The sequence below is a fragment of the Citrobacter europaeus genome, from assembly GCF_037482245.1.
GTDB lineage: Bacteria > Pseudomonadota > Gammaproteobacteria > Enterobacterales > Enterobacteriaceae > Citrobacter > Citrobacter europaeus.
Genome location: NZ_CP148084.1, coordinates 730672 through 754499 on the forward strand (window position 1 = coordinate 730672; position 23828 = coordinate 754499).

At 52.7% G+C, this 23828-nt stretch carries 20 protein-coding genes; 12 read left to right on the forward strand and 8 right to left on the reverse strand.

The window, feature by feature from the left end:
- Positions 1 to 23: 23 nt before the first annotated feature.
- The gene (gene parE / locus WHR59_RS03465) at positions 24 to 1916 is read left to right on the forward strand and encodes a DNA topoisomerase IV subunit B (RefSeq protein WP_003024571.1); all 1893 of its coding nucleotides are present in this window, start codon (positions 24 to 26) and stop codon (positions 1914 to 1916) included.
- Positions 1917 to 1961: 45 nt separating this feature from the next.
- On the opposite strand, the gene WHR59_RS03470 is transcribed toward parE, so the two are convergent.
- The gene (locus WHR59_RS03470; protein ID WP_043017639.1) at positions 1962 to 2813 is read right to left on the reverse strand and encodes a helix-turn-helix transcriptional regulator; all 852 of its coding nucleotides are present in this window, start codon (positions 2811 to 2813) and stop codon (positions 1962 to 1964) included.
- Positions 2814 to 2978: 165 nt separating this feature from the next.
- Between WHR59_RS03470 and WHR59_RS03475 the strand changes: the two genes are divergently transcribed.
- The 3 genes from WHR59_RS03475 to WHR59_RS03485 are packed head-to-tail and all read left to right on the forward strand — an operon-like array spanning position 2979 to position 7292.
- Complete coding sequence (locus WHR59_RS03475) at positions 2979 to 4799, forward strand: DUF2264 domain-containing protein (protein ID WP_080626087.1); 1821 nt, start codon at positions 2979 to 2981, stop codon at positions 4797 to 4799.
- Positions 4800 to 4809: 10 nt separating this feature from the next.
- Positions 4810 to 6078 carry an oligosaccharide MFS transporter gene (locus tag WHR59_RS03480; RefSeq protein WP_075145626.1) on the forward strand — a complete coding sequence of 423 codons (1269 nt, stop codon included), beginning with the start codon at positions 4810 to 4812 and terminating at the stop codon, positions 6076 to 6078.
- Positions 6079 to 6101: 23 nt separating this feature from the next.
- On the forward strand, positions 6102 to 7292 hold the full coding sequence (locus WHR59_RS03485) for a glycoside hydrolase family 88 protein (RefSeq protein ID WP_043017636.1): 1191 nt from the start codon (positions 6102 to 6104) through the stop codon (positions 7290 to 7292).
- Between the two features lie 93 nt (positions 7293 to 7385).
- Here the strand turns inward: WHR59_RS03485 and WHR59_RS03490 are convergent, their stop codons facing one another.
- The 4 genes from WHR59_RS03490 to qseB all read right to left on the reverse strand — a co-directional run bounded on the left by WHR59_RS03490 (position 7386) and on the right by qseB (position 10427).
- Positions 7386 to 7700 carry a putative quinol monooxygenase gene (locus tag WHR59_RS03490; protein ID WP_042289259.1) on the reverse strand — a complete coding sequence of 105 codons (315 nt, stop codon included), beginning with the start codon at positions 7698 to 7700 and terminating at the stop codon, positions 7386 to 7388.
- Positions 7701 to 7730: 30 nt separating this feature from the next.
- The gene (locus WHR59_RS03495; protein ID WP_043017635.1) at positions 7731 to 8312 is read right to left on the reverse strand and encodes an NAD(P)H-dependent oxidoreductase; all 582 of its coding nucleotides are present in this window, start codon (positions 8310 to 8312) and stop codon (positions 7731 to 7733) included.
- A gap of 109 nt (positions 8313 to 8421) precedes the next feature.
- On the reverse strand, positions 8422 to 9771 hold the full coding sequence (qseC, locus tag WHR59_RS03500; protein ID WP_172862400.1) for a quorum sensing histidine kinase QseC: 1350 nt from the start codon (positions 9769 to 9771) through the stop codon (positions 8422 to 8424).
- On the reverse strand, positions 9768 to 10427 hold the full coding sequence (gene qseB, locus WHR59_RS03505) for a quorum sensing response regulator transcription factor QseB (RefSeq protein ID WP_075145629.1): 660 nt from the start codon (positions 10425 to 10427) through the stop codon (positions 9768 to 9770). The genes qseC and qseB overlap by 4 nt, the downstream gene beginning before the upstream one ends.
- Before the next feature lie 151 nt (positions 10428 to 10578).
- Between qseB and WHR59_RS03510 the strand changes: the two genes are divergently transcribed.
- The 6 genes from WHR59_RS03510 to WHR59_RS03535 all read left to right on the forward strand — a co-directional run bounded on the left by WHR59_RS03510 (position 10579) and on the right by WHR59_RS03535 (position 19472).
- Positions 10579 to 10974 (forward strand): YgiW/YdeI family stress tolerance OB fold protein, encoded by a 396-nt coding sequence (locus WHR59_RS03510; protein WP_005123105.1) that lies wholly within the window; start codon positions 10579 to 10581, stop codon positions 10972 to 10974.
- A 118-nt stretch (positions 10975 to 11092) separates the two neighbouring features.
- Positions 11093 to 13351 (forward strand): DNA topoisomerase IV subunit A, encoded by a 2259-nt coding sequence (gene parC / locus WHR59_RS03515; protein WP_043017632.1) that lies wholly within the window; start codon positions 11093 to 11095, stop codon positions 13349 to 13351.
- Positions 13352 to 13546: 195 nt separating this feature from the next.
- Positions 13547 to 14284 (forward strand): 1-acylglycerol-3-phosphate O-acyltransferase, encoded by a 738-nt coding sequence (gene plsC / locus WHR59_RS03520; protein WP_043017631.1) that lies wholly within the window; start codon positions 13547 to 13549, stop codon positions 14282 to 14284.
- A 71-nt stretch (positions 14285 to 14355) separates the two neighbouring features.
- Entirely contained in the window at positions 14356 to 15768 is a 1413-nt protein-coding gene (gene ftsP, locus WHR59_RS03525) for a cell division protein FtsP (RefSeq protein ID WP_043017630.1), read from the forward strand.
- A 49-nt stretch (positions 15769 to 15817) separates the two neighbouring features.
- Positions 15818 to 17209 carry a hypothetical protein gene (locus WHR59_RS03530; RefSeq protein ID WP_338843579.1) on the forward strand — a complete coding sequence of 464 codons (1392 nt, stop codon included), beginning with the start codon at positions 15818 to 15820 and terminating at the stop codon, positions 17207 to 17209.
- Between the two features lie 91 nt (positions 17210 to 17300).
- Positions 17301 to 19472 carry a YgiQ family radical SAM protein gene (locus WHR59_RS03535; protein ID WP_003024532.1) on the forward strand — a complete coding sequence of 724 codons (2172 nt, stop codon included), beginning with the start codon at positions 17301 to 17303 and terminating at the stop codon, positions 19470 to 19472.
- A 101-nt stretch (positions 19473 to 19573) separates the two neighbouring features.
- On the opposite strand, the gene WHR59_RS03540 is transcribed toward WHR59_RS03535, so the two are convergent.
- Entirely contained in the window at positions 19574 to 20029 is a 456-nt protein-coding gene (locus WHR59_RS03540; protein WP_338843580.1) for an HIT family protein, read from the reverse strand.
- Positions 20030 to 20117: 88 nt separating this feature from the next.
- Between WHR59_RS03540 and WHR59_RS03545 the strand changes: the two genes are divergently transcribed.
- Entirely contained in the window at positions 20118 to 20546 is a 429-nt protein-coding gene (locus tag WHR59_RS03545) for a carboxypeptidase-like regulatory domain-containing protein (RefSeq protein WP_075145632.1), read from the forward strand.
- A 34-nt stretch (positions 20547 to 20580) separates the two neighbouring features.
- Here WHR59_RS03545 and dkgA read toward each other — a convergent pair whose 3' ends face one another.
- On the reverse strand, positions 20581 to 21408 hold the full coding sequence (dkgA, locus tag WHR59_RS03550; RefSeq protein ID WP_080626092.1) for a 2,5-didehydrogluconate reductase DkgA: 828 nt from the start codon (positions 21406 to 21408) through the stop codon (positions 20581 to 20583).
- Between the two features lie 102 nt (positions 21409 to 21510).
- The gene (gene yqhD, locus WHR59_RS03555; RefSeq protein ID WP_080626093.1) at positions 21511 to 22674 is read right to left on the reverse strand and encodes an alcohol dehydrogenase; all 1164 of its coding nucleotides are present in this window, start codon (positions 22672 to 22674) and stop codon (positions 21511 to 21513) included.
- Between the two features lie 193 nt (positions 22675 to 22867).
- Between yqhD and WHR59_RS03560 the strand changes: the two genes are divergently transcribed.
- On the forward strand, positions 22868 to 23767 hold the full coding sequence (locus tag WHR59_RS03560; protein ID WP_140389834.1) for an AraC family transcriptional regulator: 900 nt from the start codon (positions 22868 to 22870) through the stop codon (positions 23765 to 23767).
- The last annotated feature ends 61 nt before the right edge of the window (positions 23768 to 23828 follow it).

Consider the following 23828-nt stretch of genomic DNA (forward strand, 5'->3'; position numbering starts at 1 on the left):
AATTCGAATTGCTTATTTAAACCATGACGCAAACTTATAACGCTGATGCCATTGAGGTACTCACTGGGCTTGAGCCGGTACGCCGTCGCCCGGGGATGTACACCGATACCACCCGTCCGAACCATCTTGGACAGGAAGTGATTGATAACAGTGTGGATGAAGCACTGGCGGGCCACGCGAAACGCGTGGACGTGATTTTACATGCCGACCAGTCTCTGGAAGTTATTGATGATGGCCGTGGCATGCCGGTAGACATTCACCCTGAAGAAGGCGTTCCGGCGGTAGAGCTGATCCTCTGTCGTCTGCACGCGGGCGGTAAATTCTCCAACAAGAACTATCAGTTCTCTGGTGGTTTGCATGGGGTGGGGATCTCTGTGGTTAACGCCCTGTCGAAGCGTGTGGAAGTGAACGTGCGCCGTGACGGGCAGGTGTACAACATCGCGTTTGAGAACGGCGATAAGGTGCAGGATTTACAGGTTGTCGGTACCTGCGGTAAACGCAATACCGGAACCAGCGTGCACTTCTGGCCGGATGAAAGCTTCTTTGACAGCCCGCGCTTTTCCGTTTCGCGCTTAACGCACGTACTGAAAGCTAAAGCGGTGCTGTGCCCGGGCGTTGAGATCACCTTCAAGGATGAGGTCAATAACAGCGAACAGCGCTGGTGCTACCAGGATGGTCTGAATGACTATCTGAGCGAAGCGGTGAATGGCCTGCCGACGCTTCCTGAAAAACCGTTTATCGGTAATTTTAGCGGTGAGACGGAAACTGTGGACTGGGCGCTGCTCTGGCTGCCTGAAGGCGGCGAGCTGCTGACCGAAAGCTATGTGAACCTGATCCCAACTATGCAGGGCGGTACGCACGTTAACGGTCTGCGTCAGGGTCTGCTGGATGCGATGCGCGAGTTCTGTGAATACCGCAATATCCTGCCGCGCGGCGTGAAGCTGTCGGCGGAAGATATCTGGGATCGCTGTGCTTACGTGCTGTCAGTAAAAATGCAGGATCCGCAGTTTGCCGGACAAACCAAAGAGCGCCTCTCTTCGCGTCAGTGTGCGGCATTCGTCTCTGGCGTCGTGAAAGATGCTTTCAGCCTGTGGCTGAACCAGAATGTGCAGTCGGCTGAACTGCTGGCTGAGATGGCGATTTCCAGCGCCCAGCGTCGTTTGCGTGCGGCGAAAAAAGTGGTGCGTAAAAAGCTGACCAGCGGTCCGGCGCTGCCGGGGAAACTGGCGGACTGTACCGCTCAGGATCTCAATCGCACCGAACTGTTCCTCGTCGAAGGTGACTCGGCGGGCGGATCGGCAAAACAGGCGCGCGATCGTGAATATCAGGCGATCATGCCGCTGAAAGGTAAGATCCTCAATACCTGGGAAGTTTCTTCCGATGAAGTGCTGGCCTCGCAGGAAGTTCACGATATTTCGGTGGCGATCGGCATCGATCCGGACAGCGACGATCTGAGCCAATTGCGCTACGGCAAGATCTGTATCCTGGCGGATGCGGACTCCGATGGTCTGCACATCGCCACGCTGCTTTGCGCATTGTTTGTGAAACACTTCCGCACGCTGGTGAAACACGGTCACGTCTACGTGGCGCTGCCGCCGTTATACCGTATCGACCTTGGTAAAGAGGTGTATTACGCACTGACGGAAGAAGAGAAAGCGGGCGTGCTGGAGCAGTTAAAGCGCAAGAAAGGCAAGCCGAACGTGCAGCGCTTTAAAGGTCTGGGCGAAATGAACCCGATGCAGTTGCGTGAAACCACGCTGGATCCGAACACCCGTCGCCTGGTGCAGCTCATCATTGATGATGAAGACGATCAGCGTACCAACGCAATGATGGATATGCTGCTGGCCAAGAAGCGTTCTGAAGATCGCCGTAACTGGTTGCAGGAGAAAGGCGACCTGGCGGATCTCGAAGGATAATTGACCGTGAATGCCGGATGGCGGCGTAAACCGCCTTATCCGGCGTTACTGTTTATGCCGCTTGCGATACTGCAGCGGCGTCTCGCCAATGCCTTTGCCGAAGGCGCTGATAAAGTACGTCACCTCTGAAAATCCTACCTTTTGCGCAATCTCCCGCACGCTGATTTCACTGTGTAGCAGCGCTTCACAGGCTTTTCGCAGACGTAGAGTATTGAGATAGTCGAGAATGCTCTCGCCCGTTTCCATCTGGAAGCGGCGGGAAACATAGCTTTTTGATTTGCCCAGCTCCTGCGCCAGCGCCGCCAGACTAAATTTGTGGGTGTAATGCTCATCCAGCCAGAACATTACCTGACTGGCAATTCCACTGCTAATTTCTGGCATATTGCCGTTATCTTCGGGTAACAGGCTGAATAAATTAACTAACAGACAGGCAACCTGCTCAGTGTTCAGCGGCTTCTGTGCAGCCATTTTTTCATAACGGCTGAAAAGAAAATCAACATGGGTGTGGATATCCGCCGCGTCGACAACCCATGCTTCGCTGCCGCGCACGCTCAGATTTTGCAGATGCTGCTGAGTGTGCGGAAAGTCGCGTAGCACCTTCAGCACCGCATGTTGATCGAGATGAATAATGGTACGCCGATAACCATCCCGCGCCTGCTCGTCGACCCATATCTTGTGTAGGGTAAACGGCGGAAAAAAGAACATCCGTCCTGGTCGCATGGTGAACTGCTTATGGTCAACCGTGACCACGCCAAAGCCTTCTTCCACATACAGCACTTCCAGACACTGATGCCAGTGGTGGTAACGCACCGTATTGGCGAATAAACGGCTGAACGATGCAATCGCATCGTTGAGGGCGATCAGCTCCAGATGTTCTTGCTGTGAGGATAAGGTCATAGTGCAATAAATTTAAATTTTTTCCGCCGAATAGTAATTTATAAACCCTATTTTTAAATTTCCTCAATCGCTGTTTTACTTTAATGCTGGTGGTGTGATTGACGTAACATTTCTGCTGCTCTGCGATTCACTATTCTTTAGCCACTTAATTCAGAGGGGCAGAGTATGTGGTCAACAACTGAAGAAAAATCAAATCCATTGTCATCACGCGAAGACGTAACGTGCGCTGTTCACGCCATTTTGCGTGCGCTGGATCAGCAGTTTCCGGTAGGACAGGCTCAGTTTTCACTTGGCAATACCTGTGCTCACTACAGCGTGGATATTGCCTGTATGGAAGGACTTTCCCGGGCGCTGTGGGGACTGTTTCCGCTGATGGCGGGCGGGGCTGATGCGCCGTATGCCGAAAAATACATTCAGGCGATAAAACTTGGCACCGATCCGCAAAGTCCACACTACTGGGGGGATACCGGCCCGTACGATCAGCGCCTGGTCGAGATGGCTGCATATGGTCTGGGTCTGGCATTGTTACAGACGCAACTGACGGACTGCTTCTCCTTGCGCGAACGTGAAAATCTGCATTGCTGGCTGAACCAGATAACCGACGCGCAAATGCCGGACAGCAACTGGAACTACTTTGCGATTATCGTTCAGCTTGGCTTCAAGCGGGCGGGTCTGCCTTATGATCAGGCTGCTATCGATCGCCGTTTTGAGCTGATGGAAGCCTACTATCTCGGTGACGGCTGGTATTCCGATGGTCCCGGGCGTCCGAAAGATTACTACATCTCTATGGCCTTCCATTTTTATGGCCTGTTATATGCCACCCTAAGCCCCGATGATGCCGATCGTGCCGCCACTCTGCGTGAGCGCTCGCGTCTGTTTGCCGAAGATTTCATTTATCTGTCCGCAGCAGACGGCGCATCGGTGCCGTTTGGCCGCAGCCTGACCTACCGCTTTGCCATGGTTGCGTTCTGGAGCGCAGTAGCGTTTGCTGAACTGGATGTCTTTTCGCCAGGCGTCATTAAAGGCGTGATCCTGCGCCATTTGCGTTGGTGGCAGAAGCAGCCGATTTTCGATCGTGATGGCATTCTGACACTGGGGTTTGCCTATCCGAACCTGGCGATGTGCGAAGATTACAACTCGCCGGGATCGCCCTACTGGGCATTGAAGGTCTTTTTGATCCTCGCTCTGCCCGAGAAGCATCCCTTCTGGCAGGCTGAAGAGCAGGCCTTACCCGTACTTGATGAAAAACGGGTGATTACGCATGCCGCGCAGATCATGCAGCACAGTGAGCATTCTGAACATGTCACGATGCTGACCTCAGGCCAGCTTGAACTGAACAACTACGTCAATACCGAAGCCAAATACACCAAATTCGCCTACTCCAGCCGTTTCGGTTTCACCATTGAGCGTGGCCGTTACGGCATCAAACATGCGGCCTGTGACTCTATGCTGCTGTTGGCAGACGGCGATGGCTACTATCGTGGCCGTCGTCAGTGCGATGACGTTCGGGTTGATGAGAATTTTATCTGGTCCCGCTGGTCTCCCTGGCATGACGTTACCCTTGATACATGGCTGGTCCCGTTTGGTGAGTGGCATCTTCGTTTGCATCGTATTCACAGCGCGCGAAGCCTGCAAACGGTGGAAGGGGGATTTGCGGTAATGAAAGCCGAGCCTCAGCTACGCGATCGCGGCTGTCTCATTGCGGCACGTAATGGAACCAGCGTTATCGTTGATCTTTCACCGTCCATAGTTCGTCAGCCAGACAACGTGGTCACGCCGCCAAACAGCAGCATCATGTTCCCTGAATGCGCCTCGATCCCTGTGCTTACCGCCGAAATCCCACAGGGCGAAAGCTGGCTTTGCTGCGCCGTGAGCGCCAGTGGACAGCAAAGACAGTACGCCGCCGTTCCGCTGCTTTCTATCAACAATAGCCAGGTTGTTATTCAGCAGCCTGAAAGTGCACGCCAGTTGTCGTTCTTTTTATAGCGAGGATGGTATGAAAAATAATTCAATGGGAAATCGGACTGAATATTATAAAATAAGTAGTTTTATATTCCTCTATTTCTTTACATGGTCTGCAAGTATTGGTCTGCTGGCTATCTGGTTAGGGCAAAAAGCGCAATTGAGTGGTACGGTGATCGGCACCGTATTTGCCGTGAATGGTATTTTTTCGGTTATTCTGAAACCTATTTATGGCTATATTCTCGATAAAATAGGGATGAGTAAATATCTGCTCTATTTTGTCGTGGTGATGTCTGCATTAATGGCACCCTTTTTTATTTATGTCTATCAGCCATTATTACTGTCCAATACAATGCTGGGCATTATCGTTGGCGCGATTTACTTAAGCTTTGCGTGGTATGCCGGGGTGGCTGCCTGTGAATCGTATTCCGATCGCTACAGCCGCCTGAACGGCATGGAGTTTGGGCAAATCCGCATGTGGGGGTCACTTGGCTGGGCAGTGGCGTCATCGTTCTCTGGCCTGCTATTTAACCTCTCTCCGGCCTATAACTTTATGCTCGGCAGCGTGGCGTCGGTGGTGATGCTGGTCGTTCTGCTGAGTCTGAAAGTCAATGTCAATGCGGCCAACGCCTCGGAGGTGTTAACCAAAGAGAAAATCGCCCCGGCGGATGTGTACGCCCTGCTGCGAAATCGCAAATTCTGGGCATTCTGCCTGTATGTTGCAGGCGTAGCGTGGATGATGTTCATCGCTGAGCAGCAGTTCTCCCGCTACTTCGTCACTTTCTTCTCGGATGTGCATGAAGGGAACGCCGTGTTTGGTTATCTGGGGACGGTGCAGTCGGGAATGGAATTTGTCATGTACATGGTCATTCCGTTATTCGTCAATTACGTTGGCGCAAAGCGTGGCCTGCTGATTGTTGGGGCGCTGGTGGGCGCACGGTTGGTTATCTCTGGCCTGTGCGACTCTCATCTGCTCATTTCTGTGCTGAAACCGCTATACGGTCTGGAGATCTGTTTATTACTGGTTTCCGTCTTTAAATATATTGCCGAGCATTTTGATAAACGGGTAAATGCGACCATGTATTTACTGGGTTATCAGGCCATGCTGTATGTCGGTAACGTAGTAGTTTCATCACCTGCTGGATTAATGTATGACCGGATCGGTTTTGAGAAGACATATATCATTATGGGCATTGTGGCGCTGATCTTTACATTGATATCAGCATTTACTTTATCTGCCTGTCAGAGCAAACGAGGCAAAAATATCGCTCTCGATATTGCTGAAAATAATCCTGCAAAATAATTTACGTAAGAAGGAACCGAAATATGTTAAATCATATCGTTGAGGAATCGTTGCGCGTATTTCCTGGCAGCCCGGTTAATCCTGGTAGCTTTCAGGATCAAATGAGTAGCGCTCGAGAACATGTCCTCGAATTGATTAGCCGTCATTTAACGGAATTCGGTGAACAATTTCCTGCCGAAACCTGTGTGCAAGGTTATTACCCGCTGACAGATAATGTGGAATGGACGACCAGCTTCTGGACCGGGCAGTTATGGCTGGCGTGGGAAATGAGTGGTGAGAGCAAATTTCGTGAGATGGCGGAGAAACATGTGCGTTCGTTTGGCTTGCGTATTGCCGGACGCCACGATACCAACACCCACGACCTGGGATTCCTCTACACGCTTTCCTGCGTGGCGGCCTGGCGATTGACGGGTAATCGTGATGCGCGAGGGTTTTCCCTGATGGCGGCAGAAGCGCTGTTGGAGCGTTTTCATGAAAAGGCGCAGATCATCCAGGCATGGGGTGATCTTCGCGATCCCGAGCAGGCCGGGCGGATGATCATCGACTGCAATATGAATCTGCCGCTGTTGTACTGGGCAAGCGAGCAAACGGGCGATCTGCGTTTTGCGAATGCCGCCAAAGCGCACGTTGCGCAGGCAGCAAAATATCTGATCCGCCAGGATGCCTCGACCTTCCACACCTACTATATGGACGTGCAAACCGGCGAGCCGCGTTACGGTAATACTCAGCAGGGCTATGCCGACGATTCTTGCTGGTCGCGTGGGCAGGCGTGGGGAATTTATGGTTTTCTGCTGAGCTATATCTACACCGGTGATACCCAGATGGTGCAGCTGTCGAAAAAGTTGGCCAACTATTTTCTTAATCGTTTGCCGGAAGATGCCGTTTGCCATTGGGATCTGGCATTAGTCGGGACCGATGCGCTGCGCGATTCATCTTCGGCAGCGATTGCCGTCTGCGGTCTGCTGGAGCTGATTAAACACCTGCCGGTGACCGATCCGGATCGCGAACGCTATCAGCAGTGGGCGATGGGGATCATGTCTTCGCTGACCAGGCACTATCTGATGGGCAAAGATGAGCTGGGGAACGGGCTACTGAAACACTCGGTGTATCACCTGTCGAGCAACAAAGGGGTCGATGAGTGCGCAAGCTGGGGGGATTATTTCTACGTTGAAGCGTTAATGCGCTTCACTCAGAGCTGGAAGCTTTACTGGTAAAGAATGCCCGGTGGCGCTGCGCTTACCGGGCCTGGAGATTGCTGTGTAAGCCGGATACGTCTGTTTGTGGCGTTATCCGGCAAATCGACAATCTTAAATGCCAGATTCCAGAATACGAATATTCATCTCCAGCACATCACCTTTCACGGCTTCGCTATAGGCTTTCATGTGCGGTGTCTGCAAATGCGCTTCAAGATGCGCAATGCTTTCCCACTGTTCAATCATTACGATTGAGTCCGGGGCCGTGGTCTGAAAACTGACGCCAGCAGCATGATCGACCATCGGCGCGTAGCCGTGGCAGCCTTCTTCTTTCAGTACGGTCGGAACGATTTTAGCGAACTGATCCAGTACCGCCTGGCGGTGATGTTGACCTGGACGTGTACGGATTTCTGCAATAACGGTAAGCATGGTTAACTCCTTCTAATTCCAGGTTACCAGTTAACCAAAAATTTCGTTCAGATGCTTGCGATATTCTGCGATATAACGCGGGACGTCCGGCATTTTAATCACGTCATTGGTGATAAAGGTCGGCAGCGCTTCCATTCCCAGGAACTGGTTTGCTTTATGGAACGGGAGATAAACGCCATCAACGCCAACGCCATGGAAGAACTGATCTTTTTCTGTGAAGGCTTCCATCGGTGCGTTCCAGGTCAGAGACAACATGTATTTTTTGCCCTGAATCAGCCCGCCGGAACCGTATTTTTTAGAGGCATCTGAACGTGTACGGCCATCGCTGGCATACAGCGTACCGTGACCTGCGGTAAACACGTCATCGATGTATTTTTTCACGGTCCACGGTGCGCCCATCCACCAGCCAGGCATTTGCCAGATAACCGCATCGGCCCACACGAAGTTCTGCACTTCTGTTTGAACGTCATAATCGCTGTCTGCGCGTACGACTTTAACATCATGCCCGAGGTCGCGCAGGATACCGTCCGCGACCTCGGTCAGGGTGTCATTCAGTTGACCATTAGAATGGCCGAATTTTTTCGCACCATTGATAATCAGAATGTTGCTCATTTTGTGTCCTCAAGGAAATACGTTTGAGGACGATTTTACTCCCACCAGCGGTGCGGTGAAATTAGCAAAATGTGCAAAGTCTTTTGCTGTTTGAGCAATAATAACCCAGTTACCAACTGACCTTAGCTTCAAAGCCACCTTGCGGAGCGTTACCAAATGAGGCTGACATTCCATGCAAAGTCGCGATACGGCGGACAATCGACAGGCCGAGACCGCTGCCGGTCACGCTTTGTCCCGGTGGACGATAAAAGCGTTCACCGATGTGGGTAAGGACCTCAGGCGCGATGCCAGGACCATTATCTTTGACGCTGAAATTGCGGGCGTTGAGCGTCACTTCCACAATGCTACCCTGCGGACTGTAGCGGATCGCATTATCCAGCAGATTTCGTACCATCAGGCTGAGTAACAGCGGCTGTCCTGTACGCGTAATGTCGTGCGCGTTAATCTGCAAACGCACATCGATGTGCGCCTGCTGGGCCGGGTGGTAGATATCCATCACCGCGGATTGCAGTAGCTCCTCCAGCGAGATTTCCGCTACATCCTGAAGATTGTCGAGGGAGTCGAGGCGCGAAAGCGTCAGGAGCTGATCGACCAGTCGGGTGGCGCGTTCAATACCGGTTTGCATCTGCATTAAGGCTTTTTGCCTTGCCTGCGGATCATCGTCAGACAATTGCGCCACTTCGGCCTGTACTTTCAGCGCGGTGAGTGGGCTACGTAGTTCATGAGCCGCATCGGAAGTAAAGCGCCGTTCGCGCACCATGGTGGTGTGAATACGGATAAAAAGTTGGTTGAGCGATTCAACCAGCGGGCGAACCTCGCCGGGAATGCCTTTTAAACTGAGGGGATCTTCAGATTCCGGGTCGCGCAAACGTAACGCCTGCGCCAGTTTTTTCAGGGGGTTGAGCTCAAGACTTAACAATACGATCAGGATTAATAGCATCAATGGCAATGCGATAAGCCAGGGTACCAGTTGCGTTGTCACAATCGCCAGGGCCATGTCTTCACGGTATTCCCATTCCTGCCCCACAACGATGCGGTATTTTTTATCCGCCGACGTCAGCCAGACAAAGCGCCATTTATCGTTGTCGCCGGTTAAATAGCCATCGTCAAAACCTTCCCGACGATAGCTATAGGGAATGTACTGACCATTGTCGCCATCGTGGAGCACCATTTTCCCTTCTGGCGTATAGACAGCAAAGGTCAGCACATCGTCATCAATATGGCCATGTTTGAATTTTTTCGGCGTATGCGCAATGCGCTCTGAGGCTTTTAGCTCGTCAAGATCCAGCGTGCTAAGCCGTTTGGCGAACAGCATCAGTTGCGTATCAAACAGCTCATCGACGTTATCGGTAGTCTGCTTCCAGGCCACAAAGCTGGAAACGGCCCAGGTCGCTGATGCCAGAATCAAAAAAATAAGCGTTAGCCTGACGCGCAGGCTGAGGCGTTGTGTGAGTTTCATGCGTCACCCAGGGTGTAGCCAATGCCATGCACAGTACGGATAAAGTCGCTGCCGAGCTTACGGCGTAAGTGATGGACGTGTACTTCAACCGCATTGCTGGAGACGTTTTCGTCCCAGGTATACAGTTTTTCTTCAATCAGTTTGCGTGGCAGGACGCGACCTTTGTTGCGCATAAGTAGCTCCAGCAGCGCGAACTCTTTGGGTTTGAGAGACAAAGGCTCATCCGCCGCCGTGGCGACCAGCGCGCCGGGATCGAGCGTCACCTGACCATGGCGTAATATGCTGCTGGCCTGGCCGCTGGCACGGCGCACCAGCGCCTCCAGCCTCGCGGCAACTTCAATCAGCGCAAAGGGTTTGCAAAGATAGTCATCCGCGCCCAGACGTAAGCCTTCAACGCGTTCTGCCAGCGCGTCGCGAGCGGTCAGGATCAGCACCGGCTCCTGCTTCCCGTTGGCTCGCCATTCGCGCAAGATGTCCCGTCCGTCTATGCCAGGCAGCGTCAGGTCGAGGATAACTGCATCATAAGGAGCGCTATAAAGCGCTTCTTTCCCCTGACGGCCTTCGCTAAACCAGTCGATGCTGAAACCCATTTTACTCAGACCCGTTTTCAGGCCATCGCCAATCAATGTGTCATCTTCGATCAGTAAAATACGCATATGTTCTTCCCTGCCGCCGCTTTCTTTACCATCAGTAAACCTGTGGCTACAGCCTCTGTACAGCAAAAAAAGTATCTTTTTTTGCCTTAAGAACTTGTTAAGGATTAACTTATTTAATAGTCGTAAACCAACATGAAAGGGAGACATGACGATGAAAAAATTAGCTGCAATGGTTGCCGTAATGGCACTGTGTTCCGCACCTGTTCTGGCAGCTCAGCAGGGCGGCTTCTCTGGACCAACCACCACCACGCAAAGCCAAAACGGCGGATTTGTCGGCCCGAACGGTAGCAGCACAACGGTAGAAAGCGCCAAATCGCTGCGTGATGACACCTGGGTTACCCTGCGTGGGAACATCGTTGAACGTATTTCCGACGACCTGTATGTGTTTAAAGATGCGACCGGCACGGTGAATGTGGATATCGACCACAAGCGCTGGAACGGCGTAACCGTCACGCCGCAGGATGTGGTTGAAATCCAGGGCGAGGTGGATAAAGACTGGAACTCCGTTGAAATCGACGTGAAACAGATTACCAAAGTTGCCAAATAATCCCCATCAGGGCCGCATTCGCGGCCCTTTTCTTTGTGACTCAACACGCCAGATAGGGTAGTATCTGCGGCAATATTGCCCTTTCATTGAGGGGTATAAAGTTGAGGAACCACGATTAATGAGCGATATGGCAGAGCGCCTGGCGCTGCATGAATTCACGGAAAACGCTTATCTGAACTACTCCATGTACGTCATCATGGACAGGGCGTTGCCGTTTATTGGCGATGGTTTGAAACCCGTTCAGCGTCGCATCGTGTACGCGATGTCCGAACTGGGGCTGAATGCCAGCGCCAAATTTAAAAAATCCGCCCGTACCGTCGGTGACGTGCTGGGTAAATACCATCCACACGGCGACAGCGCTTGTTATGAAGCGATGGTGCTGATGGCGCAGCCGTTCTCCTACCGTTATCCGCTGGTTGACGGGCAGGGGAACTGGGGGGCGCCAGACGATCCGAAATCCTTCGCGGCGATGCGTTATACCGAATCGCGCCTGTCTAAATATGCGGAAGTCCTGCTGGGTGAACTCGGTCAGGGAACGTCAGACTGGGTGCCAAACTTCGACGGCACCATGCAGGAGCCGAAGATGCTGCCTGCGCGTCTGCCCAATATTCTGCTGAATGGTACGACCGGTATTGCCGTGGGGATGGCGACGGACATTCCGCCGCACAACCTGCGTGAAGTGGCAAAAGCAGCGATTACACTAATTGAGCAGCCGAAAACGACGCTGGATCAGTTGCTGGATATTGTACAGGGGCCGGATTACCCGACCGAAGCAGAGATCATTACCTCGCGTGCGGAGATTCGTAAGATTTACGAAAACGGACGCGGCTCCGTACGTATGCGTGCGGTATGGACGAAAGAAGACGGCGCAGTGGTGATTTCCGCGCTGCCGCATCAGGTTTCCGGGGCAAAAGTGCTGGAGCAGATCGCCGCTCAAATGCGCAATAAAAAGCTGCCGATGGTAGACGACCTGCGCGACGAATCGGATCACGAAAACCCGACCCGTCTGGTGATTGTCCCGCGCTCTAATCGCGTAGATATGGAGCAGGTGATGAACCACCTGTTTGCCACTACCGATCTGGAAAAAAGCTACCGCATCAACCTGAACATGATCGGTCTTGACGGTCGCCCGGCGGTGAAAAACCTGCTGGAGATCCTCACCGAATGGCTGGCGTTCCGCCGTGATACCGTGCGTCGTCGCCTGAACTATCGTCTGGAAAAAGTGCTTAAACGCCTGCACATCCTTGAAGGTTTGCTGGTGGCGTTCCTCAACATTGACGAAGTGATCGAAATCATTCGTCATGAAGATGAACCTAAGCCCGAGCTGATGTCGCGGTTTGGTATTTCTGAAACGCAGGCTGAAGCCATCCTTGAGCTGAAATTGCGCCACCTTGCCAAACTCGAAGAGATGAAAATCCGCGGTGAGCAGGATGAACTGGCGAAAGAGCGCGATCAACTGCAGGGCATTCTGGCTTCCGAGCGTAAAATGAGTAACCTGCTGAAGAAAGAACTGCAGGCTGACGCCGAGGCCTATGGCGACGATCGTCGCTCTCCGCTGACAGAGCGCGAAGAAGCGAAGGCGATGAGCGAGCACGACATGCTGCCGTCAGAGCCGGTGACCATTGTGTTGTCCCAGAGTGGCTGGGTGCGTAGTGCGAAAGGCCACGACATCGATGCGCCAGGATTAAGCTATAAAGCGGGCGACAGCTTTAAGTCGGCAGTGAAGGGTAAGAGCAACCAGCCGGTGGTGTTCGTTGACTCGACCGGGCGCAGCTATGCCATCGACCCGATTACGCTGCCGTCGGCGCGTGGCCAGGGCGAACCATTGACCGGTAAGCTCACTCTGCCGCCGGGTGCGACGGTTGAGCACATGCTGATGGAAGGCGACGATCAGAAACTGCTGATGGCTTCCGATGCGGGCTACGGTTTTGTCTGCACCTTCAATGACCTGGTAGCACGTAACCGTGCTGGTAAGGCATTAATTACGCTGCCAGAAAATGCGCGCGTGATGCAGCCAGTGGTGATTGAAGATGAAACCGATATGCTGCTGGCCATCACCCAGGCTGGTCGCATGTTGATGTTCCCGGTAAGCGATTTGCCACAATTGTCTAAAGGCAAAGGGAACAAGATTATCAATATCCCTTCAGCGGAAGCGGCGAAAGGCGAAGATGGCCTGGCGAAGCTCTACGTGCTGCCGCCACAAAGCACGCTGACCATCCACGTCGGTAAGCGCAAAATTAAACTGCGTCCTGAAGAGTTGCAGAAAGTAACCGGCGAGCGTGGCCGTCGCGGGACGCTAATGCGTGGTCTGCAGCGTATCGACAGCATTGATATTGACTCGCCTAGACGCGCCAGTCACGGCGACAGCGAAGAATAACGCTACCGTCCGGCTCTCCCTGTTTTAGCCCAGGGAGAGCCAACGTTAAAAATTCCCGTGAAACCGTTGTTTATTCGTGCGTTGCGATTAACAATACGCTTTTCCAGAGAGCCGCCCTTAACAAAGCCCTAACCTGATACTGCATGATGAATCAGGTGACGTAAAATGCCAGGCTCTTAGGCCTTAGAGGTTGTTATGCTATATATTTTTCGTTTAATCATTACTGTTATTTACTGCATTCTGGTCTGTATTTTCGGTTGTATATACTGTCTGTTCAGCCCACGAAATCCAAAACACGTCGCAACGTTCGGTCATATGTTTGGCCGCCTGGCTCCCCTTTATGGCCTGAAGGTCGAGTGCCGCATGCCGGCAGACGCGCAGAACTATGGTAATGCTATCTATATTTGTAACCATCAGAACAACTATGACATGGTTACCGCGGCGAATATCGTTCAGCCGCCGACGGTGACGGTAGGTAAAAAAAGCCTGCTGTGGATCCCGTTCTTCGGGCAGTTGTACTGGTTAACCGGCAACCTGCTGATTGACAGAAACAACCGCGCAAAAGCGCACAGCACCATTGCAGCCGTGGTGAACCATTTCAAAAAACGTCGCATTTCTATCTGGATGTTCCCGGAAGGAACGCGCAGCCGTGGTCGCGGTTTGCTGCCGTTTAAAACCGGTGCGTTTCATGCGGCGATTGCGGCGGGTGTCCCGGTCATTCCAGTGTGCGTTTCAACAACCTCGAACAAGATAAAACTCAACCGACTCAATAATGGTCTGGCGATTGTAGAGATGCTGCCGCCGGTGGATATTAGCCACTTTGGGAAAGATCAGGTTCGTGAACTGGCAGCGCATTGCCGTACGCTGATGGAACAAAAAATCGCAGAACTCGATAAAGAAGTTGCTGAGCGGGAAGCCGCCGGTAAGGTTTAATCCGCGCAATTCGGGTTTTTTACAGGAAAAGATTTCCTGCGTGTTAATCGCCAGTTTTTCATGGAGTTTATATGTCATTCAGTCGGCGTCAGTTCATTCAGGCATCGGGGATCGCACTGTGTGCAGGTGCTGTTCCGCTGAAGGCTAATGCTGCCGGTCAGCAACAACCGTTACCCGTGCCTCCGCTGCTGGAGTCCCGTCGGGGACAGCCGCTATTTATGACGCTGCAACGCGCGCACTGGTCCTTTACGCAAGGCACCCGCGCGCCTGTCTGGGGGGTTAACGGCCGCTACCTGGGACCGACGATCCGCGTCTGGAAAGGGGATGACGTCAAGCTTATCTACAGCAACCGTTTGACTGAAAATGTCTCGATGACCGTCGCCGGACTACAGGTGCCTGGCCCGCTGATGGGCGGCCCGGCACGCATGATGTCTCCTAATGCGGACTGGGCGCCAGTGCTACCGATTCGCCAGAATGCCGCCACGCTGTGGTACCACGCCAATACGCCAAATCGTACCGCCCAGCAGGTTTACAACGGTCTTGCCGGGATGTGGCTGGTTGAAGATGAAGTGAGTAAGTCACTGTCTATTCCAAACCACTATGGCGTGGATGATTTTCCGATCATTATCCAGGACAAGCGCCTGGACAACTTTGGCACGCCGGAATACAGCGAGCCCGGTAGCGGTGGTTTTGTTGGCGATACGTTACTGGTCAACGGGGCGCAAAGCCCGTATGTCGAAGTCTCCCGCGGCTGGGTGCGTTTGCGCTTGCTGAACGCGTCAAACTCGCGTCGTTACCAGCTGCAAATGAGCGATGGCCGTCCGCTGCATGTGATTTCCAGCGATCAGGGTTTTTTACCTGCGCCGGTTTCGGTGAAGCAGCTCTCGCTGGCACCGGGCGAGCGCCGTGAGATTCTGGTGGATATGACAAACGGAAATGAGGTCTCTATCACCTGCGGTGAGGCGGCCAGCATTGTCGACAGGATCCGCGGATTCTTTGAGCCTTCCAGTATTCTCATCTCCACGCTGGTACTGACGTTGCGCCCGACAGGTCTTCTGCCACTGGTGACTGATAGCCTGCCAATGCGCCTGCTGCCAACTGAAATCCTCAGCGGTTCGCCGATTCGCAGCCGTGATATCAGCCTGGATGACGATCCTGGCATTAACGGTCAACTGTGGGACGTCAACCGTATGGATATTACCGCCCAGCAGGGCTCCTGGGAGCGCTGGACGGTAAGGGCGGATATGCCTCAGTCTTTCCATATTGAAGGCGTCTCGTTCCTGATCCGTAATGTGAATGGCGCGATGCCGTTCCCGGAAGACAGAGGCTGGAAAGATACCGTCTGGGTCGACGGTCAGGTTGAATTACTGGTTTACTACGGACAACCTTCCTGGGCTCATTTCCCGTTCTACTTTAACAGCCAGACGCTGGAAATGGCGGACCGTGGCTCGATCGGTCAGATATTGGTGAACCCGGCGCCGTAGCTAATTTATTGATATCGCATGGATTCGTTTTATTGCAAAGGATGCAACGATGATTAGTTTTACCTGGTATGACCTTATTGTATTTTTTTTGATGATGGCGATGCCTGTAATAGCAGGCATCGCTATTTTGGTGTTGATTTGCTCCAGTTTTAAAAATCTCACCAGTCGTCATATCCTGCTATGGCTGGTATTACCACAGTGCGTCGCTTTGCTATCGCTGTGGGGCGTTTTTACTTTTTATGGCGACGAATTAAACTCGCGTATTTTTTTGATCGTTTCCCCTGCGATACTTGCTGGAATATTGGCTTTTTGGTTGCTGTACAAAGGAAAAACACTGCTCGGTTCTTCGGTTGGCGGCCATCTTGTCGCCATAGCCATTTTTTTCGTATGTCAGAATCAACTGGAGCCGCAGCTTTATGTAGATTTCCAGCGCGCGCGAGACATTAATCAACTCTATACGCTGCATCAGGCCAGTGATAGCTTTAAAAACCAGTTAAGCGATCCCGCTTTCCGTCAGAAAATGCTTTCTTATTCGGCATATGAACAAGATATGCCGGAGTCAACGTTCAGGATTTTAATCGCCAGTGGGGCTAATCCTTTTGATAACGCGGGCTACCCTTATGTATCGCCACTGACCCAGGCGGTTAATAGCCAGAATAAGACCGCGCTGAAGGTTTTCAGTGAATTATTGTCAGGTGATTCCGAACAGGCTGCTCGCAATCGGGAAGCGCTGATGGAGGATAACCCATTAAGCAATAATGTTTATTTTTCTGCTATACCAACGACCGAACAAAAACAGCGCTATTTTGCAATGGCAACGGTCTTATTACGCCACATGCCATCGTTATTAAATGATGAGGTTTACCGCAGGATACTCAAAGAAGGCGATGCTGAACTGACGCAGTTTCTGTGGAATCATCGTCAACCGATAAAGCGGATGTACCAGCTCCAGGCCAGAGCGTTGTCAGGAGATGTCACGATCGCGGATGATATTGCCGCTACGCCCGCTATCCTGAAGGCGGAAACCGACTCCGACTATCGCGATCAGCTTTTGAAGTATTTAGTGGAGTATGCGCCGCGTCCGGTGATTCAGGCCATTCTGGACAAAGACGTCGTACAATGGACGGATTTTGACGACCGCGATGGGAACAATACGGTGCTGGAAGAGGCCATCGACCGTGCGAAGGGCTACAGTAATGGAGATCCGCAAGTTCTTACCCTTGTTATGCGCGACATACTGGAGCGTAAAGCGCCGTACTCTGATAACCAACTGGCGCACGGTTTTTACACTGAAGATAAGGGATCGCAGGTAGTGAGCGCGCTATATAAAGGAGGGATTTCTTGTACGGAACTTCGCGATGCTTTCAGGCTGTATATTGGCGAGTCTTCTGTTTTTGATGGCAAAACGCGAATAGATGAAGTTTGCGGCGCGGAAAAATAATGCTTCAGCACTCATAATCTTTCGATCTCTATTGCGTTCCGGCTTATAATCCCCGGCCTTTGATTATTTTTTTACCATTTTTGGAAGCACTATGAGCGCAATATCCCTGATCCAACCGGACAGAGACCTTTTCTCCTGGCCGCAGTACTGGGCTGCCTGTTTTGGCCCGGCACCGTTTTTGCCGATGTCACGTGACGAAATGGACCAACTTGGCTGGGATAGCTGCGACATCATTCTGGTTACCGGCGATGCATACGTCGATCATCCCAGCTTTGGCATGGCAATTTGCGGCCGTATGCTGGAAGCGCAGGGCTTTCGCGTGGGGATTATCGCCCAGCCGGAGTGGAACAACAAAGACGATTTTATGCGTTTGGGTAAACCGAACCTGTTCTTTGGTGTGACCGCAGGCAACATGGATTCGATGATCAACCGTTATACCGCCGATCGCCGACTGCGCCATGACGATGCTTACACGCCAGACAACGTGGCAGGCAAACGCCCGGACCGCGCCACGCTGGTTTATACCCAGCGCTGTAAGGAAGCATGGAAAGATGTGCCGGTTATTCTCGGCGGCATTGAGGCCAGCCTGCGCCGTACTGCGCACTACGACTACTGGTCTGATACCGTTCGTCGCTCCGTTCTGGTGGATTCCAAAGCCGACATGCTGATGTTCGGCAACGGCGAACGTCCGCTGGTGGAAGTGGCACATCGTCTGGCGATGGGTGAAACTATCGATCAGATCCGCGACGTGCGTAACACCGCGATTATGGTTAAAGAAGCGCTGCCGGGCTGGAGTGGGGTGGACTCCACGCGTCTCGACACGCCGGGCAAGATTGACCCGATCCCGCATCCGTACGGTGAAGATTTGCCGTGTGCCGACAACAAACCTGTCGCCCCGAAAAAGCAGGAAGCGAAAGCGGTCACCGTACAGCCGCCGCGCCCGAAACCGTGGGAAAAAACCTACGTGCTGCTGCCGTCCTTCGAAAAAGTGAAGGGCGACAAAGTGCTGTATGCGCATGCGTCACGTATCCTGCACCACGAAACGAACCCAGGCTGCGCGCGCGCGCTGATGCAAAAGCATGGCGATCGCTACATCTGGATCAACCCGCCAGCCATTCCGCTCTCTACCGAAGAGATGGACAGCGTCTTTGCGCTGCCTTACAAGCGCGTGCCGCATCCGGCGTATGGCGACAGCCGTATTCCGGCCTATGAGATGATCCGTTTCTCGATCAACATTATGCGTGGCTGCTTTGGCGGCTGTTCGTTCTGTTCGATCACCGAGCACGAAGGCCGCATCATCCAGAGCCGCTCTGAAGACTCAATCATCAATGAAATCGAAGCCATTCGCGACACCGTTCCGGGCTTTACCGGCGTGATTTCCGATCTCGGTGGCCCAACGGCGAACATGTATATGCTGCGCTGTAAGTCACCGCGTGCGGAGCAGACCTGCCGTCGTCTGTCGTGCGTCTATCCGGATATTTGTCCGCATATGGATACCAACCACGAACCGACGATTAACCTTTATCGCCGTGCGCGTGATTTGAAAGGTATTAAAAAGATCCTCATCGCTTCCGGTGTACGCTATGACATCGCGGTTGAAGATCCGCGTTATATCAAAGAGCTGGCGACCCATCACGTTGGCGGCTATCTGAAGATTGCGCCAGAGCATACTGAAGAAGGCCCGCTGTCGAAGATGATGAAGCCGGGGATGGGCAGCTACGATCGCTTTAAGGAATTGTTCGATACCTACTCTAAACAGGCGGGTAAAGAACAGTACCTGATCCCGTACTTTATTTCCGCGCACCCGGGTACGCGTGACGAGGATATGGTGAATCTGGCGCTGTGGCTGAAACAACGTCGTTTCCGCCTCGATCAGGTGCAGAACTTCTACCCATCGCCGCTGGCGAACTCCACAACCATGTATTACACCGGGAAAAACCCGCTGGGTAAAATTGGTTATAAGAGTGAAGACGTGGTGGTGCCGAAAGGTGATAAGCAGCGTCGTCTGCATAAAGCCCTGCTGCGTTACCACGATCCAGCCAACTGGCCGTTAATCCGCCAGGCGCTGGAAGATATGGGTAAAAAGCATCTGATCGGTGGTCGTCGCGAATGTCTGGTTCCGGCGCCTACGCTGGAAGAGATGCGCGAAGCGCGTCGTCAGAACCGTCATACTCGTCCGGCGCTGACTAAGCATACGCCAGTGGCGCACCAGCGCCAGACGCCTGCCGCGAACAAAAAACGTGGGAAAGTAGCTGGGCGCTAATCTGTCTTGCCGGTAGTGAAATACTTATCAGGCCTACGAAAGCACAATTTTGTAGGCCGGATAAGGTGCTTGCACCGCCATCCGGCAGAGAGACTCAGTATTTATGCCTCACGTATTCTGGCCGCTAATGCGGCCAGTTTTGCATCATCCGCCCGTTCGTGATCGTGTGACGACAGATACCCTTCATACTGCTTGAAAAATTTGTTCTGCCGCGCTTCAATCGGTTTCCAGTGGGTTAAATCGCCAGTACCGTGCATGGGGCTTAATTTACTGTGCACATGGTCTACGCCGAAACCTTCGAAAAACATCCCCGTACGGCTGACGTCCGGGAAAGCCTTATCCAGTTTCTTAGCCACTTTTTGGGTTGCCAGCATCAGGTCAGCCAACGCCTGCGGCGGCATATCGAAGGCATAGCTGGGGTAATGCTTTTTCGGGATCACCACGGTAAAACCGTCGGTGTTCGGGAAAATCGACAGAAAAGCCAGGTGATGCTCGTCTTCCCAGACCTTATGGCAGGGCGCTTTGCCTTCAACAATTTGACAGAAAATACAGGTCATTGCGGTGACTCTTCCAGGGGATGATGGACTCAGAGTATCATTCGCTCCTGGAAAACGTAAATGGACTTAATTCAAAGTGAGAGCAAGGATGGCTAAGTGGATAAGGTCAGCAGTGCTGCTGACGGTGATACTACAAAGCGGTTGTGTGGCACATCATCAGACGCAGCCCGCGGTGGATGGGCGACTGACAAATAGCGCTGGACAACCCGTTCAGGGTGCGGAAATTACCTTAAACAGTAACGCATCTCCAGTCAGTACCGTGTCCGATCGAGATGGTTTTTTTTCCTTTCCCGATAAGTACGAATGGACATTCTTTCTGCCAATTGGCCCCATGGACTGGATTTATCGCTCCGCGCTGCATATTTCCGCTGAAGGGAATTCGTACGAGGTTGAACTGGGCGGTCGTTTGGGCGGGGTGCATGCGGCAGATGGCGAGGCTTATCGCGTGACATGTTCCTTGCCGGATGCGTCGCATTCGATACCAAAAGCGGGGATTTGCCAGCCTGGTAGTGAGTAAGCCCGGACATCTGGCGCCGGGCTTAAAGGGGGAGTTAACCGCCGAACTGGTCCGGGTCTGGTCCCAGACGTTTGCCCTGATCGAGTTTCGCGATTTCGCCTAATTCATCTTTATCCAGGCGGAAGTCCCAGACGTTAAAGTTTTCTGCGATACGCGCAGGGGTGACCGATTTCGGAATCACCACCAGCCCGCTATCCAGGTGCCAGCGGATGACAATCTGCGCCGGTGTTTTGCCATATTTCTCAGCGAGGTCACGGATGATCTTTTGATCAAAGACGTCCTGCCCGCCCTGCGCCAGCGGGCTCCAGGATTCGGTCTGGATTTTATGTGTGGCGTTCCAGGCATGAAGCTGGCGCTGTTGCATCAGCGGATGAAGTTCTATCTGGTTAATCACCGGAGGTACGCCGGTTTCATCCATCAGCCGCTGGAGATGGTTGATCTGAAAGTTGCACACGCCGATGCTTTTAATCAGACCTTCTTTTTGCAGGTCGATCATGTTTTCCCACGCTTCAACGTAGTGATCGATCGCCGGAACCGGCCAGTGCATCAGGTACAGATCGAGGTAATCAACCTGGAGTTTTTCCATGCTTTCGAGCAAGGCTTCCCGGGGACGTTTTTGGTCATCATTCCACAGCTTGGTGGTGATGAATAACTCGTCCCGTGGTATGCCAGCATCGCGTATTGCTTTGCCGACACCTTCTTCGTTTTTGTACGCCGCAGCGGTATCAATTGAGCGATACCCCACTTCCAGCGCTTTATGAATGGCGGTAATGACTTCTTCGTTGCTTGCCTTCCAGACCCCCAGGCCCAGTTGCGGCATGACGTTACCATCCTGTAGTTTGATCATGGTTGGAGTGGTCATAATTCCCCCCTGAATAACTGTCACCGGAACATACTCCGGTGACATGGTGTGACTTAAGCCTGGTATAAATACCCAAAAACGAAAGGCGGAGGTTAAAAAACCTTAGCGGGCCGCTTCGTAAATCCGACGGCTGACCTCAAGCGTAATGTCCTGATGTTCGCCCAGTTTCGTACCGCCATGCACTTGCAGTTTTTCCAGCAACGCCGGGATGGAGCTACCGTCCAGGCCGTAGTCAGACAGGCGAGTCGGTACGCCCATTTGCTCGAAGAAAGCGCGAGTTGCGGCAATAGCGGCGTCAATGCGCTGGTCATCATCACCTTCGGTGATATTCCAGATACGCTCTGCGTATTGCAGCAGTTTGGCGCGTTTGGTATCGCGTTTTTCATTCCACAGCGCTGGCAGAACGATGGCCAATGTTTGAGCATGATCCAGACCGTGCATTGCGGTCAGTTCATGGCCCAGCATATGTGTTGCCCAGTCCTGTGGTACGCCTGCGCCAATCAGGCCGTTCAGCGCCTGGGTCGCCGCCCACATGACGTTCGCACGCACGTTGTAGTTTTCCGGCTCCTGCAGTGCTTTCGGGCCTTCTTCTATCAACGTCAGCAGAATGCCTTCGGCAAAGCGATCCTGAATTTTCCCGTCTACCGGATAAGTCACATACTGCTCAACGGTATGCACAAAGGCATCCACGACGCCGTTCGCAACCTGACGCGGCGGCAGGGTATAGGTGTAAACCGGATCCAGCACGGCAAATACCGGCTGCACAAACGGGGTCATAAAGGCCAGCTTATCGCCGGTGGTTTTACGCGAAATTACCGCACCGGAGTTAGATTCAGAGCCGGTTGCAGGAAGGGTTAATACTGAGCCCATCGGGATAGCGCTTGTTACGTCGTTACCGTGGGTTTCCAGAATGCGCCATGGATCGATACCGTCAGCGTACTGTGCCGCTGCCGCGATGAATTTGGTGCCATCCAGCACAGAACCCCCGCCTACAGCCAGCAGGAACGTCACTTTTTCATCACGCACGATTTTTACTGCGTTCATCAGCGTTTCATAAGACGGGTTCGGCTCAATACCGCCAAACTCCAGCACATCCAGGCCTTTCAGCGCATCCTGAACCTGTGCCAGAACGCCGGTTTTTTTCACGCTGCCGCCGCCGTAGGTAATCAGTACGCGAGCATCCTGAGGGATTTGATCGCGCAGCTCAGCGATAGCGCCTTTACCAAACAAAATACGGGTTGGGGTATGGAGATTAAAGTTGTTCATTGCTCGTTCCCTTATGTGGGTAAAAAAAGAGGGCAGGAGGTGTCTGCCGGATGATGAACATTGTGGTCGCCCGCCGCGTTGCTCTCAATGCTCATTTCTGCCGATGTCTTGCCCATTTCTACAGACTGCTGGAGAAAACGGATAAATCTGCGCATTATGTCAGGGTCGAAAACCGATGATGAAATGGTGCTCCATGAACCGTGATGAGATCTGCCTTCTGCTGACAGATAAAATTAAACAGCTGAAAAACAATGAAAATAAACTCAGTGAATTGCTGCCAGATGTCCGCCTGCTGCACGGCACGGAGCCAGCGGCGCGTACGCCGGTCATGTATCAGCCAGGCATCATATTTCTCTTTTCGGGACATAAAATTGGTTACATCAATGAGCGCGTATTTCGTTATGACGCCAACGAATACCTGCTGCTAACCGTTCCTTTACCCTTTGAATGTGAAACGCATGCGACACCGGAGGTTCCCCTGGCCGGTATCTACCTGAATGTTGATATTCTGCAGTTGCAGGAGCTGTTGATGGACATCGGGGAAGATGAGCTCTTCCAGCCCGCCATGGCGGCCAGCGGGATCAACTCCGCGACGCTCTCTGACGAAATTCTTTGCGCCGCTGAGCGCCTGCTGGATGTGATGGAGCGACCGCTGGATGCGCGTATTCTGGGGAAACAGATTATTCGCGAGATCCTCTACCATGTGCTGACCGGGCCGCGTGGCGGCGCGTTACTGGCGCTGGTCAGCCGTCAGACGCATTTCAGTTTGATAAGCCGGGTGCTGAAGCGGATTGAAACCAAATACACCGAAAACCTCAATGTAGAACAGCTGGCGGCAGAAGCGAACATGAGCGTGTCGGCGTTTCATCATAATTTTAAAGCGGTAACCAGCACGTCGCCGCTGCAATATCTGAAGAGCTACCGTCTGCATAAAGCACGGATGATGATGATCCACGATGGAATGAAGGCCAGTGCGGCTGCCATGCGCGTCGGCTATGAGAGCGCATCGCAATTTAGCCGGGAGTTCAAACGTTTCTTTGGTGTAACGCCGGGGGAAGATGCGGCCAGAATTCGAATGATGCAGGGGAGTTGATTTCATGTTGGCCTGACAGTTACTCCGCAGGCCTTAAAGCTGTGCGCCATCAGGCGAAATG